The 16,528-nt window shown below is 72.0% G+C and carries 12 protein-coding genes and 1 pseudogene; 7 read left to right on the top strand and 6 right to left on the bottom strand.

Features of this window, described 5'->3' with window-relative positions; translation table 11 throughout:
• Positions 1 to 135: 135 nt before the first annotated feature.
• Positions 136 to 2,112, bottom strand: a complete 1,977-nt coding sequence (locus tag ACFVS9_RS33430; RefSeq protein WP_389938644.1) for a fibronectin type III domain-containing protein — start codon at positions 2,110 to 2,112, stop codon at positions 136 to 138.
• A gap of 138 nt (positions 2,113 to 2,250) precedes the next feature.
• Positions 2,251 to 3,474 carry a HupE/UreJ family protein gene (locus ACFVS9_RS33425; protein WP_389938641.1) on the bottom strand — a complete coding sequence of 408 codons (1,224 nt, stop codon included), beginning with the start codon at positions 3,472 to 3,474 and terminating at the stop codon, positions 2,251 to 2,253.
• 194 nt (positions 3,475 to 3,668) lie between these two features.
• Here ACFVS9_RS33425 and ACFVS9_RS33420 point away from each other — a divergent pair, with 194 nt between their 5' ends.
• The 4 genes from ACFVS9_RS33420 (at position 3,669) to ACFVS9_RS33405 (ending at position 7,484) form a co-directional block, all read left to right on the top strand.
• A complete protein-coding gene (locus ACFVS9_RS33420; RefSeq protein WP_389938638.1) occupies positions 3,669 to 4,346 on the top strand; it encodes a hypothetical protein in 678 nt (225 codons plus the stop codon).
• An 87-nt stretch (positions 4,347 to 4,433) separates the two neighbouring features.
• Positions 4,434 to 5,900, top strand: a complete 1,467-nt coding sequence (locus tag ACFVS9_RS33415) for a hypothetical protein (protein WP_389938635.1) — start codon at positions 4,434 to 4,436, stop codon at positions 5,898 to 5,900.
• Positions 5,901 to 6,085: 185 nt separating this feature from the next.
• The gene (locus ACFVS9_RS33410; protein WP_383118540.1) at positions 6,086 to 6,781 is read left to right on the top strand and encodes a hypothetical protein; all 696 of its coding nucleotides are present in this window, start codon (positions 6,086 to 6,088) and stop codon (positions 6,779 to 6,781) included.
• A 52-nt stretch (positions 6,782 to 6,833) separates the two neighbouring features.
• Complete coding sequence (locus tag ACFVS9_RS33405; protein WP_389938632.1) at positions 6,834 to 7,484, top strand: class F sortase; 651 nt, start codon at positions 6,834 to 6,836, stop codon at positions 7,482 to 7,484.
• A gap of 125 nt (positions 7,485 to 7,609) precedes the next feature.
• Here the strand turns inward: ACFVS9_RS33405 and ACFVS9_RS33400 are convergent, their stop codons facing one another.
• The gene (locus ACFVS9_RS33400; protein WP_383118790.1) at positions 7,610 to 8,689 is read right to left on the bottom strand and encodes a lytic polysaccharide monooxygenase; all 1,080 of its coding nucleotides are present in this window, start codon (positions 8,687 to 8,689) and stop codon (positions 7,610 to 7,612) included.
• Between the two features lie 194 nt (positions 8,690 to 8,883).
• On the opposite strand from ACFVS9_RS33400, the gene ACFVS9_RS33395 reads away from it, so the two are divergent.
• Both ACFVS9_RS33395 and ACFVS9_RS33390 read left to right on the top strand, forming a co-directional pair.
• Positions 8,884 to 9,729 carry a helix-turn-helix domain-containing protein gene (locus ACFVS9_RS33395; RefSeq protein ID WP_389938629.1) on the top strand — a complete coding sequence of 282 codons (846 nt, stop codon included), beginning with the start codon at positions 8,884 to 8,886 and terminating at the stop codon, positions 9,727 to 9,729.
• Positions 9,713 to 9,919 carry a DUF397 domain-containing protein gene (locus ACFVS9_RS33390; protein WP_389938626.1) on the top strand — a complete coding sequence of 69 codons (207 nt, stop codon included), beginning with the start codon at positions 9,713 to 9,715 and terminating at the stop codon, positions 9,917 to 9,919. Before ACFVS9_RS33395 ends, ACFVS9_RS33390 begins: the two co-directional genes overlap by 17 nt.
• Positions 9,920 to 9,969: 50 nt before the next feature.
• On the opposite strand, the gene ACFVS9_RS33385 is transcribed toward ACFVS9_RS33390, so the two are convergent.
• The 3 genes from ACFVS9_RS33385 to yicI all read right to left on the bottom strand — a co-directional run bounded on the left by ACFVS9_RS33385 (position 9,970) and on the right by yicI (position 15,859).
• Positions 9,970 to 10,593, bottom strand: coding sequence for a histidine phosphatase family protein (locus ACFVS9_RS33385; RefSeq protein WP_389938623.1), 624 nt, complete (start codon positions 10,591 to 10,593; stop codon positions 9,970 to 9,972).
• Positions 10,594 to 10,768: 175 nt separating this feature from the next.
• Positions 10,769 to 13,204 carry a SpoIIE family protein phosphatase gene (locus tag ACFVS9_RS33380; protein ID WP_389938620.1) on the bottom strand — a complete coding sequence of 812 codons (2,436 nt, stop codon included), beginning with the start codon at positions 13,202 to 13,204 and terminating at the stop codon, positions 10,769 to 10,771.
• 417 nt (positions 13,205 to 13,621) lie between these two features.
• Positions 13,622 to 15,859, bottom strand: coding sequence for an alpha-xylosidase (gene yicI, locus ACFVS9_RS33375; RefSeq protein ID WP_383118795.1), 2,238 nt, complete (start codon positions 15,857 to 15,859; stop codon positions 13,622 to 13,624).
• A gap of 325 nt (positions 15,860 to 16,184) precedes the next feature.
• On the opposite strand from yicI, the pseudogene ACFVS9_RS33370 reads away from it, so the two are divergent.
• Positions 16,185 to 16,528: pseudogene (locus tag ACFVS9_RS33370) on the top strand (xylose isomerase); the annotation flags it as partial.

Here is a 16,528-nt window from a genome sequence, read left to right as displayed (position 1 = left end):
GGTGGTGGTGGGGGGGTTGGTGGGTGGGGGGGGGGTGGCGGTTGGTTGGGGGTGTTTGGGGGTCGCCGCTCGGGGGCGGGGGGGGGGGGGGGGGCGCCCCCCCCCCCCCCCCCCACGCCGGTGGAGCGGGGAGGGTCAGCTGCTCAGCGCGGTGATCGTGAGGGTGGCGCGGTAGCCGCCCTTCTGGACCGAGTCCGGGATCTTCAGGTCGAGGTCGGCGCCCAGCCTGGCCGTGCCGCGGGCGTGGCCCTGGGGCGCGGAGCCGAGGCCCCGGGAGACGGACAGGCCGTCACCCTTGCCGCCGTAGCCGGAGGGGACGGCCGCACCGGCCTTCGCACCGGCGCCCTGGTCGAGGACGTACGGCGACCAGCCCAGGTAGGAGCCCGCGAACGTCTTGTCGGCGTCCTTGAACTCGCTCACGCCGGCCGAGACGGCCCACGGGGAGAGGGAGCGGCGGGTGTCCGACACGCGGATCGGGTTGATCTTGCCGGAGGCGGTGAAGTGGTCGCCGTTCTCCTCCTTGGCGGTACCGAGGTCCACCAGGCCGTTGTAGCCGTCGATGGTCCAGCCGAACTCGCCCGGGGCCGGCTTCGGCACGTTGACCTGGAGGGACTGGCCGTCACCGTTGTAGGGGTGGACGGTCACCTTGTCCACGACCGAGCCCACCGGCTGCGCGGCGGTGGTGTTCTTGCACCAGTCGCCCTTGGAGACCTGGGAGTTCGGGGCGTCGCAGGTGCCGCTGCGGATGTTCTCCACGACGAGCTTCTCGTCGCGCACCTGCACCTTGACGTAGCTGCGGACGTGCTCCTGGTTCTGGACGGAGTTGTACCAGTAGCTGTCCGGGTTCAGCGGGTCGGCGCCGTTGCCCGCGCCGCTGGTGCCGCTGGAGTCGGGCGCGGTGATGTCGTAGTACTTCGAGCCGGAGGCCGAGTTGGCCGTGACGTAGAGGACGCCGCCGGGGCCCGGGTAGACGTCGGCCGCGCCGGGCTGCTCCGCGGGGTCGGCCTTCTCACCGTTCTTGATGAGGTAGCTGCGGGAGTAGCTGTGGTCGTGGCCCTGGAGGACCATGTCGACGCCGAGCTTGGAGAAGGTCGTCGGGAAGTCGACCCGGCGCGCCTTGTTGTCCTTGTCCTTGGCGTGCGAGGCCGGCGAGTAGATCGCGTGGTGGTAGACGAGCACCTTCCACTTGGCCTCGGAGCCGTGCTGGTTGATGACGTCGGTGACGTACTTGGTGTGCGCCTCGTCGCCCCCGCCGCCCTGCGAGGTGGCGTAGCTGTTGCTGTTGAGGTCGATGAACAGCACATCCTTGTAGATGTACCAGTAGTTGCCGCCGGAGGTGTTGGACGCGGGGTCGCCGTTGGCGTACAGCGCACCGGAGTTGTCGGTGTTCGGCGTCGAGAAGTGCTGCTCGTACGCCTTGCCGCCGACGTCGTGGTTGCCGATGGTGGCCGCCCACGGGTACTGGCGCAGCTGGTCGGGCGCCAGGAAGGAGTTCCACTGGGACTCGTTGTTGGCGCTCTCGACCTGGTCACCGCCGGAGACCAGGATCTCGGCCTTCGGGTTGGCCTTGGTGGCCACGTCCAGTGTGTCCTGCCAGCCGGCCTGGTCCTGCGCCAGGTCCCCGGAGGAGCCGATCTGCGGGTCGCCGAGGAAGAGGAAGTCGTACTCGCCCTCGAAGTCCTGGGTGGTGAAGGAGTACGCCGGGGACCAGTTGCCCTCGGTGCCCACGCGGTAGGTGTAGGCGGTGTTCTCCTTGAGACCGGTGAGGGTGGCGTTGCGGTTGTAACCGCCGCTGCTGGCGATGTTCTTGGTGCCCAGCGCGTCGAAGGTGGCGGAGCCGGCCGGGAAGACGCCGTCGCTGACCTGAGCGGTGGGGGCGAGCTGGACCTTCTGGGCGGTGTCGGCGGAGGAGTACCAGCTGACGGTGCGCTGGGTCTCGTTGGCGCCGACACCCAGCACGATGCCGGAGAGGGCGGAGGCCTCGGCCGCGGCGGCCGGAGCGGCCTGCCCGCCCGTGAAGGCCACGGTCAGGCCGAGGAGGGCAGCGGTGGCGCCGGTGGCCACACGCTGCCTGACAGGCCCTCGGGCCTGCCGGGAGAGGTGCGATCTCATGAAGTGTCGTTTCTTCTGTGGATAAACAGTGCACGTGTAGTGCACATGCGAAGGAGGGGACCACGTTCTCGGCACGGGGTGAACGGCGCGCGAATGTGATCGGGTCGGAGGCTGAACATCACTGCCGGCCTGCGGTTCCTACGATCCGGTCACGCGCTGCGCGAACCAGACCAGGCCCATGAGCGCCACTCCGGCGGACAGGGCTCCGGTGACCCCGCGGGCGGCCTGCGGCGAGCGGCGCCCGAGCAGCAGGATGAGGGGGAACAGCACGGCGATGAAGGCGAGTTGGACGGCCTCGATGCCGATGTTGAACACCAGGAGGGACCAGAGCAGCGTCCACGACCAGGCCGCCTCGATGCCGAGTGCGCCGGCGAAGCCGAGACCGTGGACGAGGCCGAAGCAGAACACGACGGCGAGCCGGGCCCAGCCGGCGCGGTCGAGGGCGAACCGGCCCCCGTCCGGCGCCGGGAGGTCCGGGGCCGGGGCGCCGCCCGTCCGGAGGCGCCACAGGTGCCAGCCCGCGACCACGGCGATGGACAGGGCGATGACGGGCTCCACCAGCCCCGAGGGGACGTCGACCAGGCCCAGGGCGGCCAGCAGGAAGGTCACCGAGTGGGCGAGGGTGAACGCGGTGGCGGCGAGGACCACTTCGCGGGGCCGGCGGGATCCGGCGATGAGCGCGAGCAGGAACAGGATGTGGTCGGTGCCGGTCAGCAGGTGCTCGGCGCCCAGGCGGAAGAACTCCCAGAAGCGCTCCGGCCAGGACTGGCCGATCGAGAAGGACGGGTGACCGCCGTCGAGGGCGGCGCTGCCGGTACGGCCGTCCACGGCGTAGGTGACGATCGTCTTGGTTCCCTTGACGTAGCCCTCCGCGTCGGGGAAGAGGGTGCTGCGGATCTCGTGGCCGGCGGTGCCGTGCCCGGCGCCGCCTCCGGCGCAGGTCCAGTCGAACGTCAGGAGGGCGTAGGGCACACCTTCCTCGGCGCCCATCCGGGTTCCGCCGACCGGGGCGGGCTCGCAGGCGGTGCCGTCCTCGGTGACCGAGACGCGGCGGGTGACGTAGTCGACGACGGACCGGCGGTGGGAGTCGAGGGCCTCGGCCCGGGCCCGGGCGTCCCCGTTCTCGAACGCGTCGGTCCCGGCACGGAAGAGGGGGTCGTCGGAGCCGGCGTCGGCGGCCGAGACGACGAGCAGGTCGTACTCCAGCTTCAGTTCGGTGCGGAGCGGGCTGTCACCTTCGGCGGTGACGTGCGCGTACACGGTGGAGGTGAAGCCGTGGGCGGCTGCGGGCCTGACGAGGCCGAGGAAGAGGAAGACCGCCGCGGCGAGAGCGAGCAGCAGGCGGCGGACACGGTGCGACATGGGGCTCCTTGGGGTTGCCTGTGCACCGTGCTGGTCGCGGATGAACCGACGACGACCGGTCGACGAACCATGAGAAAACAAACGTTCGAAGTGGGTCGGATCGATGGAGATCGTGTGGAACGGACGAGCAGGATGTGGCTGAAGCCGCCCCGCGCCGGCACCCCTCGGGGCCGCCGCCGCACCCCTCCCGGAGGATGATCGTCTTGCACCGCCCGCCCCTGGCCGTCGTACTGGCGGTGGCCGCCGCCCTGCTCACCGGATGCGCCTCGGGCGACGACTGGTCGGAGCCGCGCGCCGGCCTCTCCGCCGTCGGGGAACTGGGGGCCGGCTTCCTCGGCCCGGACACCTCACCCGCACCGGAGTCGACCGTCACGCCGAGTCCGGGTTCGTGGTCGGAGGTCCGGCCCTCACCCGGCGCCCGGGTCGTCCTGCTCACCGCGGGCGACGACCGTCCCACGAAGACCCTGGTGAAGGCGGTGAACGCGTGGGCGGAGGAGGCGGATGCGGACCTGCGGACCGTGACCGCGTCCGGCGCCGCCGACCTGCTGCCCGCCGTCACCAGGGCGCTGGCCCTGCGCCCCGACCTCGTCGTCAGCGCGGGCGACGACCTGATCGACCCGCTGGCGGCGGTCACCCCGAGCCATCTCGCCCAGCAGTTCCTGATCGTGGGTGCGGAACTCGCCGAACCCACGGAGAACGTGACGGCGGTGGACTGGCCGGGGGCCTCGTTCCGCGGCGAGGGGCTCGGCATGTCCTCGACGTACGACCCCGCCTCCTTCACCGACGCGCGCTGCGCGACCGCGGTACGGGCGGGCGCTGCGGCGGTGCTGACGGGGCACACCGGGATCGTGGTGTGGCTGGACGAGCCCTAGAGAAAAGGGACTTGCGCCGGCCCCGGGTTCCGGCACCGGCCGCCCCCGCGCCTGCGGGGTCCGCCGCCCGGTGACATAGTGCTGCGCATGCCCCCACGCATACGCCCCACCGGACGCGCGGCCGCCCTCATGGCGGGTCTGCTCACCGTCCTCGCCACGGCCCTTCCCGCGGCCACCGCCTCGGACAGGGTCGCGCTCAGCCTGGCGGACGCCCCGCGCACGATGGTGGCGTACAACGCGGACGAGGGGGCCGAGGCCACGAACCGGGACTTCCGGGTGCCCGTCGCCGTCGTCCCCGGCAACACGGAACCGGCCCGCAACATCACGGTCGTGGTGGACGCCTCGGGGCTCAAGGACATCGCCCGCGTGACCGAGGGCGGTCACGGGAACTGCACCGGTGGCGGCTGGGTGTACACCTGCGCGTACGGCACCCTGAGCAACGACGGGGAGAGCAACGCCCCCTTCGACATCGTCGGCCTGGACGGGGTGGAGCCGGGTGACAGCGGCACGGTCACCTACACGGCGAGCGCGGACAACGCGGCGCCCGTCACCGGCACCACCCGCGTGGTCGTCGGCGGGCCCACCCTGGGCGCACCCGGCGGGGAGACGAAGGTGAGCGGGGTGAAGCCGGGGCAACCGACCTCCTTCACACCGGAGTTCGCCAACCACACCCGGTTCCCGGCGGACCGGGGCGTCGCGCTGCACGTGACGGCGGACGGCGGCCTCACCCTGAAGGCCCGTCACAGCAACTGCGTCTACGCGGGCGCCTCCCCCGCATCGGCCTGGTGCGTGTTTCCCGCCGGAGCGGCGCCGGGCGCGGCCTACCGTACGAGTGCCCCGCTCGTGTACGCCGCGGCAGCCGGGGAGCTGCACGGCACGCTGACCTACAGCTGGTCGTCCACCCCGGAGAAGCCCGCCAGCCATCCGGTCCGGGGGACGGGCGCCCCGGCCACCCTGGTCCCCACGGCCGACGCCACGTTCGGGAGCGCCAACGGCACCGTCCGGGTGGAGACCACGGCCCAGGCCGACTACCGGCCGGTCACCGCGACGGTCCGGGGGCGCGTCGGCGACACGGTGGAGGTCCGACTCGGCGTGCGCGCCCTGGGACCCGTCGTACCCCACGGCAACGAGGTGAGGGGCCGCTTCGAGGTGGTCCCGCCGGAGGGCACCACGGTCACCTCCGTTCCGTACGCCTTCGAGGAGATGGACCGGGACTGGGGCTGCGAGCGGCCCGAGGAGCCGGGTGGCGCCTTCGTCTGCGACCTGGAGGGCGAGGCGCTCTCCTGGACGGGGAGGGACGACGGGACGACCGCCATCGTGTTCCACGTCCGCATAGACCGGCAGGTCGCGGACGCGCGGGGCACCATCCGCGTGTACGCCCCCTACGACCGCACCCCCGGCAACGACACCGCCGCGATCCCGCTCGACGCCTCACCCGCCCCCGCCTACCGGGCCGTGTTCCGGCCCGCGGTCTGGGTCCCGGTCGCCGTGGCCGCGGCCGTGGGCGTGGCCCTGGCAGCCGTCCATCGGCGCCGCCGGCGCCGCGCCGACTGATCCGGCCCCAGGTTCCTCCGGCGGTCGGGCGGCTTCGACCTGCGGATTCACCACCCGGTATCGGCTAGTCAGGGTACATTTACGCGTTTTTACGGTGTCCCGACACACTCTTCCGGAGATCCGTGTCATCTCTTAGGCGATCAGGTGATCAGTACGACAATCATCTCGGCTTGAAGGAGCCCAGCATGCGCATTCCCGCTTCCCTCCGCTCCCGCAGCATCCGGACGGGCACCGCGGTGGCCGCCGCGGTCGCCGCCGCCGGTGTGGTCAGCCTGGCCGCGGCTCCTGCCGCCCTCGCCGTCGGTGAGAGCGGCGACATCGACGTCCGCTCCATCAGCTGGCACTCACGTGGCGACCGCAACGGCGTCGAGGTCTGCCAGTTCGTCCTCGTGGCGAACAACTTCGGCGAGCTCCCCCAGGTCGTGTGGACGGTCACCGAGCGCCCCCCGGGCAACACCCTGACCAACACCCTCCCCCTCGTGAACGGCCAGGCCCGCAGCCAGGAGTACCTGCTGCCGGAGGGGACGTACCAGCTCACGTGGACCGTCGGGGCCCTCCCGAAGCAGAAGAGCTTCGAGGTCGACTGCTCCGAGCGCGGCCAGGCCGGCAACCGCGGTGAGGGCGGCCGGGGTTCGTCCGAGGCGGGCGGCCACGCGGAGAAGGGCTCCGACAAGAGCGGCAAGGGCGCCTCCGAGATCTACGACAAGCCGTCCGGCGCCGTGCCCGCGGGCGGCGGCGGCGTCCCGGACATGGAGAGCGTCAGCTCCGAGAGCGACTCGAACGTCGGGGCCTCGGCCGCGCTGGTCGCCGGTGCCGCCGGACTCGCGGGTCTGATCGTGGTCCGCCGATCCGCACGCCGCCGTGCCCGCAACGAGGTCTGACACCCGCGGCCGACGGCGACGACGGGGACCGAGCCGTGCATGCCGGCTCACGATGACCCTGTGCGTCACCTCCTCGCTGGTGACCGGCGTCGTGTGGGCGAGTTCGGACTCGCCCGAGGACGCCTCGTCGGTCACCGCCGCCCGCGGCAGCGATGCCGCGGGCGGCGGGGCGCCGCCGTTCCGGAGGGCACCGCACGAGCCGCAGAAGAAGGTGCCCGTCTCGCACGCGCCGCTGGTGCACTCCCGGCCGGTGAAGGTCGCCGTCCCCGCGATCTTCATCGAGGCACCCGTCACCGGTCTCGCCCTGGACGCCAAGGGCCGGCTCGGCGCCCCGCCGCTGAGCAAGCCCAAGCTGGTGGGCTGGTACAGCAAGGGGCCGTCCCCCGGGGAAGCCGGGACGTCCCTGCTCGTCGGTCACCGGGACACCGCGACGGGCCCGGCGATCTTCCTCAACCTCAACGCCCTGCGCCGGGGTGACACCGTGAAGGTCACCCGGGCCGACCGGCGGACCGCCGTCTTCACCGTCGACGAGGTGAACACCTACACGAAGGACAAGTTCCCCGACGAGAAGGTGTACGGCGCCACCGGCCGCCCCGAGCTCAGGCTCATGACCTGCGGCGGACGGTTCGACAAGAAGAGCGGCTACTCGGCCAACGTGGTCGTCTTCGCGCACCTCACCTCGCTCGGCAAGCAGGCGGCCTGAAGCGGGCGCACCGAAGGGGGCGGTGCGAGACGGGCGGTGCGAAGCACGCGCGCCGCACGGAACCGGCCGGTACCTCGGGGGCGAGGTACCGGCCGTCCTTCACGGTGGCCCCGAGGGGCCGGCGCTCAGCCCACTCTGCAGCGGAGTCCGAGCGCGGGATCCGGGGCACCGCCCTCGGAGACGTATCCGAAGGTCGTGGACTGACCGGGGGCCAGCGAGCCGTTCCAGCCCGCGTTGTGGACCATCACGTCCTGGCCCTGCGTCGTCATCGTCCCGTTCCAGAGACTGGCGACCTTCTGCCCTGCGGGCTGCGCCCAGTCCACCATCCATCCGAGCATCGGCACCGTACCGGAGTTGGTGACGGTCACCTCGGACTGGTAGCCGCCGCTCCAGCTCCCCGTGGTGCCGCGGGTGGCGGTGCAGGTGCCGGGCGGGGGCTCGGTCGGTGTGGTGCTGGAGCCGTCCTTGACCCCGGTCACCTCGCCGTTGCCCCCGTCGAACACCACGTCCGAGCAGGAGTAGAAGGTCTCCTGGCTGTCGGACCGCTGCCACACCACGTAGATGACCTGGCGGCCGTCCTTGCCGTGGGGCAGCGCTCCGGTCCACCTGTAGTCGGCCTCGACGGTGCCCGGACTGCCGTTCAGCGGCGGGTGGTCGATGGACAGGAAGGGCGACTCCTCCATGTCGTCCCAGGTCAGCGGCTGAGTCGGGTCGTAGCCGTCCTTGGTGATGTAGACGTAGAACCAACCCGGGTGCGCGGCCCAGGCGTTGTACGAGAAGTCGATGGTCGCCCCCTCGGTCAGGTGCGTCACCGGCCAGTCGGCGCTCGGCTTGTTGAACCCGGTGAAGTTGGTGTTGCCGCCACTGCACAGCTCACCGTCGGGCACGAAGCCGCGCGTGCGCCCGGCGCCGTCCGAGCGGAGCACGGAGAACCAGTTGTAGAACGGGGTGGTCCCGCTCTGCTGCGCGGCCGCCTTGCACGCCGGGTTCACCGGCTTGATCTCGCCGGTGTCGGTCAGCCCGTCCTGCCAGCACAGGAAGGTGCGGCTGGCGGGCTTCATGGGCGTGCCGTGCGCTTCGGCCTTGTCCCCCGTGGAGACGACGAGCCCGAGGGCGGGGATGGCCGTGACGAGTGCGAGCAGGATGAGGAGGACGGCTCTTCGGCGGGTGCCCGCCAGTAATCGGTGTCCGGACAGCTGGTTCACGTCGTACGTCCCTTCGCTGCGGCGCCGGGTGGGGCCGGGATGCGGTGCGAGCTTGGGAGCGCTCCCATAGGCGGAGGCTAGCGCCGACCCCACACCGTGTAAACGCCTTGCGCAGGGCGGCTTTCGCCACCCGTCCGGGTGAGCGCCACCGGTACGCCGTATACGGGGCCGGGGTACCCGCTACCTTCCGGAGCATGCCACTGCCGAAGGATCTCGACCCGTACGCCAACCCCCGCGCGTTCTACGGTGCGGAGCTGCGCCGCCTGCGGGAGGCCGCCGGGCTGTCACAGAACGAGCTGGGGGAACGGGCGTTCTGCTCGGGCACCTACATCAGCCTGTTCGAGGCGGCCGAGCGGCGGCCGCAGGTGGATCTGTCCGAGCGCTTCGACGAACTCCTGGGCACCGGGGGCCATTTGCGACGCCTCAGCCACCTGGCACGGCAATCCAAGGTGGCTGAGTATTTCGCGGACGCGGCAGAGCTGGAAAGAAGGGCCACGAGCATCTGCGAGTACGCGCCGCTGCTCGTACCGGGTGTGCTCCAGACACGCGACTACGCTCGGGCCGTGACCAGGGCGTCCCAGCGGCTGGCCTCCGAGGAAACCGTGGAGGGCCAGGTGGGTGCGCGCATGGAGCGTGCCGGAATGCTGCTCCACACTTCACCGCCGACGTTCTGGGCGATCCTGCACGAGGCGGCCCTGCGCGTGCCCGTGGGCGGCGCGAGCACGATGTCCGCGCAGCTCACGAGCCTGATCGACGCCACCCGGACTCACCGTCACCTGACCGTGCAGGTACTTCCGTTCGCCGCCGGGATGCACCCCTTCATGAACACGATGGTCTCTCTCATGGCCTTCGCGGACTCCCCGCCCGCCGCGTACACAGAAGGCGCGTACTCGGGCCAACTGACCGAGGAACCAGGGATGGTGGCGGATATCCAGGCCGCATACGATTTGGCACGGGCCATGGCACTCTCACCGGAGGCCTCGCAGGTCCTGCTCGAATCGGCAGCGAAGGAGCACGCAACTCATGGGAACCGCCCCTGATCAGCGCACAGCGATCTGGCGCAAGTCGTCCTACAGCAACGGGGAGGGCGGCAGCTGCGTCGAGGTCGCCGACGGCTTCCCCGGGCTCGTCCCCGTGCGGGACAGCAAGACGCCCGGCGGACCCGCACTCGCCTTCCGCGCCGCACGCTGGGCGCAGTTCGTCGACGCCCTCAGGAACGGTTCGCTGTGAGTGCGGCGGCGGGCCGCGGGCGGGGACCCGCCCGGGCCTGCCGCCCCGCGTCAGTCGATGGCGTTGAACAGCCGTTCCGGAAGGGCCATGTTCAGCGCGGTGACGACCGGCTTGTCGTGCTCCGTACCCAGGCGTGAGACCGCGCCGGTGGCGAGCTGGAACAGCTCACCACCGGCGGGCGTCAGCTTCAGGTAGCGCGCGGTGAGCACGCGCAGGAAGTGCGAGTGTGCCACCAGGGCGATGTCCGCGTCACCGAGGCGGGAGGCCGCCGCCCTGACCTCCGCGAGGATCCGGTCGGCCCGGTCGCCCACCTCCTGCGGGCTCTCCCCGGGGTGCTCCTCGGGGCCGGGGGCGACACCGTCGGTCCAGAGGTTCCAGTCGGGCCGGGTGCGCCGGATCTCGACCGTGGTCACGCCTTCGTACGCCCCGTAGTCCCACTCGCGCAGGTCCGGCGTCTCGCGGGGAGCGGCCAGGCCGGCCAGTTCGGCGGTGCGGCGGGCCCGGAGGTAGGGGCTGACCAGGGTCAGGCCGATCTCGCGTTCGGCGAGGAGCGGTACGAGGGCGCGGGCCTGCCGCTCACCCAGTTCGGTCAGGGGCAGGTCGGTGTAGCTGGTGTGCTGCCCGGAACGGGACCACTCCGTCTCGCCGTGCCGGATCAGGATCAACTCGCCCATGGGTGCTTCCGCTCTGTGCGCCGTACTCGTACGTGTGTGCCACTGGTGGCAACCTGCCGGCCCACGATCGCATTCCTTCCGGTCCGCCACGGCGCGGCTCGCCCCGGCCGGGTGGCCGCCGTACGGCAGTGGAGGGCTCCGCGCGGGGCCGCCCGGCTCCGCTGCCGGGGGCCCGTCAGGCGGCGGGGAGGCTCTGCTGGGCCCAGATGGTCTTGCCGGTGTGCGTGTGTCGGGTGCCCCAGTCCTGGGTGAGCTGGGCGACCAGGAGCAGTCCGCGCCCGCCCTCGTCGAAGGTGCGGGCCCGCCGCAGGTGCGGGGAGGTGCTGCTGGCGTCGGAGACCTCGCAGATCAGGTTGTTGTTGCGGATCAGCCGGAGCTGGACGGGGGCGGCGCCGTAGCGGATGGCGTTGGTGACCAGCTCACTGACGACCAGCTCGGTGACCGTCGCCGCTTCGTGCAGGCCCCAGGCGGCCAGCTGGCGGCACGCGTCCCGGCGCGCTCCGGCGACGGCGGCGGCGTCGCACGGCACGTCCCAGGTGGCGACGTGCGAGGCGTCCAGGGCGCGTGTACGGGCGATCAGGAGGGCCACGTCGTCGGTGGGCCGTTCCGGGAGGAGTTCCTGGAGGACGGCGTCGCAGGTGGCCTCCAGGGACCGGCCGGAGCGGGCCAGCACCTCGCGCAGGGTGTCGATGCCTTCGTCGATGTCGCGGCCCCGGGCTTCGACGAGACCGTCGGTGTACAGGGCGAGGACGCTTCCTTCGGGCAGTTCCAGCTCGGTGGCCTCGAAGGGCAGGCCGCCGAGTCCCAGGAGGGGGCCGGCGGGAACGTCGAGGAACTCCGCGGCGCCGTCCTGGGCCACCAGGGCGGGTACGGGGTGACCGGCGCGCGCCAGGGTGCAGATCCGGGAGACCGGGTCGTAGACGGCGTACAGGCAGGTGGCGCCGAACACGCCGGCGGGGCCCTCCGTGCCCTCGGCCTCGGCGGACAGGTGGATGACCACGTCGTCCAGATGGGTGAGCAGTTCGTCCGGGGGGAGGTCCACGTCGGCCAGGGTGCGTACGACAGTACGCAGCCGTCCCATCGCCGCCGAGGCCTGGATGCCGTGGCCGACCACGTCACCGACCACGAGGGCGACCCGGGCGCCGGAGAGCGGGATCACGTCGAACCAGTCACCGCCGACGCCTGCCAGCGGGCTGGCCGGCAGGTAGCGGGAGGCGACCTCGACCGCGGCCTGCGGGGGCAGCCGCTGCGGCAGGAGACTGCTCTGGAGGGTGAGGGAGGTGCGGTGCTCGTGGGCGAAGCGGCGGGCGTTGTCGATGCAGACCGCGGCCCGGGCGGTGATCTCCTCGGCCAGGAGCAGATCGTCCTGTTCGAAGGGTTCGGGGTTCCGGTGACGGGAGAAGGTGGCCACGCCGAGGGTGATGCCACGGGCGTGCATGGGCACGGCCAGCACCGAGTGGAAGCCGTACCGCCGCACCCGGTCGGCGCGCTCCGGGGACTGCTGCTCCCACGCGGCCGTGCCGTCGGCGGTCACCGCCGCGATCAGCGGCTGCCCCGTGGCCAGGCACTCGGCCACGGGCGAGGCCTCCGGGTAGCCGGCCACCGCTCCCTGCCGGACCACGGCCTCCGGGCAGCCCTCCAGCACGGACCGGCTGGCGACGCGGCGCAGCATGACGGGGCTGCTGGGCGCGCCCGCGGGCGGGTCCTCGCCGCCTTCGATGGAGGGGAGCAGGTCGACGGTGGCGAAGTCCGCGAGGTCGGGGACGGCCACGTCGGCGAGTTCCTGTGCGGTACGGGCGAGATCCAGGGTGCTGCCGATGCGGCGGCTGGCCTCGTTGAGCAGGACAAGCCGCTCCCTGGCCAGATGCGCCTCGGTCATGTCGTAGGCGGAGAGGAGCACCCCCCGCGCCTGTCCCCCGGCGTCCCGCAGGGGGACGAGCGAGACCGTCCAGACGGTCTCGGTCCTGTCGCCCGCCAGGCGGAGCGCCACCTGCGTCTGCTGCGGCTCGCCGGTCTCCAGCGCTCGACGCATGCGCTCCTCCGTCCCGGCGGACTGCGGGTCGGCCACGATGTCCGACACGCGCAGCCCCTGCATCGCCTCCTCGGGGAGGCCGAGCACCTGTTGCATCTCCGCGTTCGCCCGCCGCAGCCGCAGGCCGGTGTCGTAGAGCGCCATCGCGGACCGGGACTGGGTGAAGGCCCACATCACCAGCGCGTCGGCCTCCGGGGGCGGCGGCGGTCCGGCCCGGGGGGCCACCAGGAACCACTCACCGTCGCGGCCGCCCCCCTCGTCCGGCGGACGGCGGTGGGCCAGCACCTTGACCGTGAGGCGGTGGCCGTCACGGTGGACGAGCGTGACCGTCCCGTTCCACTGCGGCCGGGTGGCGAGGGAACGCAGGGTCCCGGCGGGCGGCTCCGCGGCGACCAGCCGGCGCGCGGACCTGCCGACGACCTCGTCGGACGGGTATCCGAGCAGCCTGTGTGCTCCCTCGCTCCACCGGGTGACGACGCCCCGCGCGTCCACGGTGGCCCTGGCCGCGTCCGCGACGGGATCTTCCTGCCATGTCTCCCGGTCGTCCCGGGGGGCTTCCGATCCCGTCATCGCACCCATCTCGCCCTCTCCTCGGTCTTTCCACCATGGGCCGACGCCTGGCCGGGAGCAAACCGATGACCGCGACCGGGCGGAACCCGCCCGTGCCGGACGGTGAGCGGGCCGAGGGGCCGGGACGCGGTCGATACGGCGGGGCGGGTGCGGCGGCCGGGACGGGACGGGACGGGACGGGGCGGGGCGGGATGGGGCGGCCGCGGTCACCCGGCGTCGCGTGCCGCGTGGGACTCACGGGAGGCGTGGGGGCTGACGGGACGCGTGGGACTCGCAGAACTCGCGGAACTCACGGGACTCGCGGCACTCACGAGACCCGCAGGACTCGCGGAACCCACAGAACCCGCAGGACTCATGGCAGCGGCGGCCGGGCCGCCCTCTTCGGGTGGTCCGGCCGCCGCACCGGGGTTCGGCGGGTGACGGCCGTCAGGCGGATCCGCCGACGACGGTGACCGTGTACGGCCGGTCGGTGTCGGTCGTGACGCGGACCTCGCCGCCCTCGCGGACCACCTCGTACGTCGCCGCCACCGCGCCCGTGTGGTCGGGGACGGTCACCGTGCGGGTGAAGTCGCCCGTCCCGGCGGGGGCGAACACGCGGAGTTCGAGGCCGTCGAGCCATGCGCCGTCCGGGCGGGACTCGTCCGCGCCCAGCGCCAGGACCGCGCCCTGGCGGACCAGCAGGGGCAGGCTGTCGAAGCCGTGGGTCTCACGGCGCCAGGCGGGACCGGTGACCGTGTCGCCGGTCAGCAGGTGGGTCCAGGTGCCCTCGGGGACGTAGTACTCGACCTCGCCGTCCTCGGTGAAGACGGGCGCGACCAGGACGTCCGGGCCCAGCAGGTACTCGCGGTCCGCGGTGCGGGCCGTCGGGTCGTCCGGGAACTCCAGCAGCAGCGGGCGCATCGTCGGGACGCCCGTGAGGTGGGCCTCGACGGCCGCGCCGTACAGGTACGGCATGAGGCGGTGCTTGAGGCGGGTGAACCGGCGTGCCACGTCCACCGCTTCGTCGCCGAACTCCCACGGCACGCGGTACGACGACGAGCCGTGCAGCCGGCTGTGCGAGGAGAGCAGGCCGAAGGCGAGCCAGCGCTTGAAGACGGCCGGGTCGGGGGTCCCCTCGAAGCCGCCGATGTCGTGGCTCCAGAAACCGAAGCCGGACAGGGACAGGGAGAGGCCGCCGCGCAGGGACTCCGCCATGGCCTCGAAGGAGGACCAGCAGTCACCGCCCCAGTGGACCGGGTACTGCTGGCCGCCCGCGGCGGCCGAGCGGGCGAAGAGCACGGCCTCGCCCTGGCCGCGCTCCCGCTCCAGGAGCTCGAAGACGGCCTTGTTGTAGAGGTGCGTGTAGTAGTTGTGCATGCGCTCCGGGTCGGAGCCGTCGTGCCAGACGACGTCCGTCGGGATGCGCTCGCCGAAGTCGGTCTTGAACCCGTCGACGCCCTGGCCGAGGAGGACCTTCAGCTTGGCCTGGAACCAGGCGGTGGCCTCCGGGTTGGTGAAGTCGACCAGCGCCATGCCGGCCTGCCACTTGTCCCACTGCCAGACGTCACCGTCGGGCGTCCGGACGAAGTAGCCCTTCTCGGCGCCCTCTTCGAACAGGGCGCTCTTCTGGCCGATGTACGGGTTGATCCAGACGCAGATCTTCAGGCCCTTGTCCCTGAGCCGGGCGAGCATGCCCTCCGGGTCGGGGAAGACGGCCGGGTCCCACTCGAAGTCGCACCACTGGTACTCGCGCATCCAGAAGCAGTCGAAGTGGAAGACGCTCAGCGGGATGCCCCGCTCGGCCATGCCGTCGACGAAGGAGGTGACGGTGGCCTCGTCGTACGAGGTGGTGAAGGAGGTGGTCAGCCAGAGGCCGAACGACCAGGCCGGAGGAAGGGCGGGGAGGCCGGTGAGGGCCGCGTACCGGGACAGGACGTCCTTCGGCGTGGGGCCCGCGACGACGAAGTACTCCAGCGTCTGGTCCTCGACGCTGAACTGCACCTGGCCCACGGCTTCGGAGCCCACCTCGAAGGAGACCTTGCCGGGGTGGTTGACGAAGACGCCGTAGCCGCGTGAGGAGAGGTAGAACGGGATGTTCTTGTACGCCTGCTCACTGCTGGTGCCGCCGTCGGCCTGCCACATGTCGACGGTCTGGCCGTTCTTCACGTACGGCGTGAACCGCTCACCGAGGCCGTGGACCGTCTCGCCGACGCCGAGGGCGAGCTGGGCGAACATGTGGTGGCTGCCGTCGTCGACGGTGGCGAACGCGCTGCCCTTGCGGCCCGCCGAGGTCAGGACCCGGCCGTCCGCGTCGAGGAACTCCAGGCCGAAGGTGCCCTCGGTGGGGAGCCGCAGGGTGAGCGGGCCGCTGGTCAGCTCGGCGGTGGTGCCCCGGGTGCGGGCCGTGGCGGCGGACCGCGGTGCGGCGCCCGGCAGTTCGAAGTCCGGGCCCTTGCGGCGCCCGCCGGCGTGGTGGGTGAGGCGCACCGCGATGACGCCCTCGGCCGGGGCGTGGGCCTCCACGGTGATCAGTGGGGCGTTCAGCGTGTCGCCGCGGCGCTCGACGCGCTTGACGGCGGCGTAGGCGGCGAGGCGGTCGCCGTCGAGACGGACATCGCGGACTTCCGTGGCGTACGAGGCGTGCACACCACTGCGCATCTGCCAGAAACCGTCGGTGAACTTCATGGGGGTGGTCCTTAGCCGATCAGGAGGTGCTGGGCGGGACGTCGGGGCGCCTGCGGCGAGCGCGGCTGCGGGTCCTATCGATTTTGATCGTACACAAAACAAATGTGACCGAGAAGGCCGGAAGGTGGCGGGAGTTCCCGGATTGCCCGGGAAGCCGGACCACGGTGCGAGGCCCCGGATCTGCCATGTTGGCGCCACGTGATCGACACGTGACGGAAACGGTCTAGAAACCCTCGACCGGATGGAGTATTAGTACTGCAAGCAAACAAATTGACCTGCCCGGCAGAGCTGCCGTCCGGGCCTGACGTCGACAAGAGGCTGTGCAATGACGGACCGCTTCACTCCCACTCCCGCGGACAGGTTCACGTTCGGTCTGTGGACGGTGGGCTGGCGTGGCAACGACCCGTTCGGTGACGCGACGCGTCCGGTGCTGGACCCGGTGGAGTCGGTGGAGCGGCTCGCGGAGCTGGGGGCGCACGGGGTGACGTTCCACGACGACGACCTGATCCCGTTCGGGGCCGACGACGCGGAGCGGGCCCGGCTCGTGGGCCGGTTCAAGGACGCGCTGGAGCGCACCGGGATGAAGGTCCCGATGGCCACGACGAACCTGTTCACCCACCCGGTGTTCAAGGACGGCGGCTTCACCTCCAACGACCGCGACGTACGGCG

It is taken from the genome of Streptomyces sp. NPDC058008, from assembly GCF_042886395.1.
Classification (GTDB): domain Bacteria; phylum Actinomycetota; class Actinomycetes; order Streptomycetales; family Streptomycetaceae; genus Streptomyces.
Note: the sequence above shows the minus strand (reverse complement) of the source record. Positions and strands in the feature narration are given on the sequence as shown.

Excerpts from the sequence above, each read along its gene's own strand:
- ACFVS9_RS33430 (WP_389938644.1), bottom strand. The coding sequence starts at position 2,112 with ATGAGATCGCACCTCTCCCGGCAGGCCCGAGGGCCTGTCAGGCAGCGT.
- ACFVS9_RS33425 (WP_389938641.1), bottom strand. The coding sequence starts at position 3,474 with ATGTCGCACCGTGTCCGCCGCCTGCTGCTCGCTCTCGCCGCGGCGGTC.
- ACFVS9_RS33420 (WP_389938638.1), top strand. The coding sequence starts at position 3,669 with ATGATCGTCTTGCACCGCCCGCCCCTGGCCGTCGTACTGGCGGTGGCC.
- ACFVS9_RS33415 (WP_389938635.1), top strand. The coding sequence starts at position 4,434 with ATGCCCCCACGCATACGCCCCACCGGACGCGCGGCCGCCCTCATGGCG.
- ACFVS9_RS33410 (WP_383118540.1), top strand. The coding sequence starts at position 6,086 with ATGCGCATTCCCGCTTCCCTCCGCTCCCGCAGCATCCGGACGGGCACC.
- ACFVS9_RS33405 (WP_389938632.1), top strand. The coding sequence starts at position 6,834 with ATGACCCTGTGCGTCACCTCCTCGCTGGTGACCGGCGTCGTGTGGGCG.
- ACFVS9_RS33395 (WP_389938629.1), top strand. The coding sequence starts at position 8,884 with ATGCCACTGCCGAAGGATCTCGACCCGTACGCCAACCCCCGCGCGTTC.
- ACFVS9_RS33390 (WP_389938626.1), top strand. The coding sequence starts at position 9,713 with ATGGGAACCGCCCCTGATCAGCGCACAGCGATCTGGCGCAAGTCGTCC.
- ACFVS9_RS33385 (WP_389938623.1), bottom strand. The coding sequence starts at position 10,593 with ATGGGCGAGTTGATCCTGATCCGGCACGGCGAGACGGAGTGGTCCCGT.
- ACFVS9_RS33380 (WP_389938620.1), bottom strand. The coding sequence starts at position 13,204 with ATGGGTGCGATGACGGGATCGGAAGCCCCCCGGGACGACCGGGAGACA.
- yicI (WP_383118795.1), bottom strand. The coding sequence starts at position 15,859 with ATGAAGTTCACCGACGGTTTCTGGCAGATGCGCAGTGGTGTGCACGCC.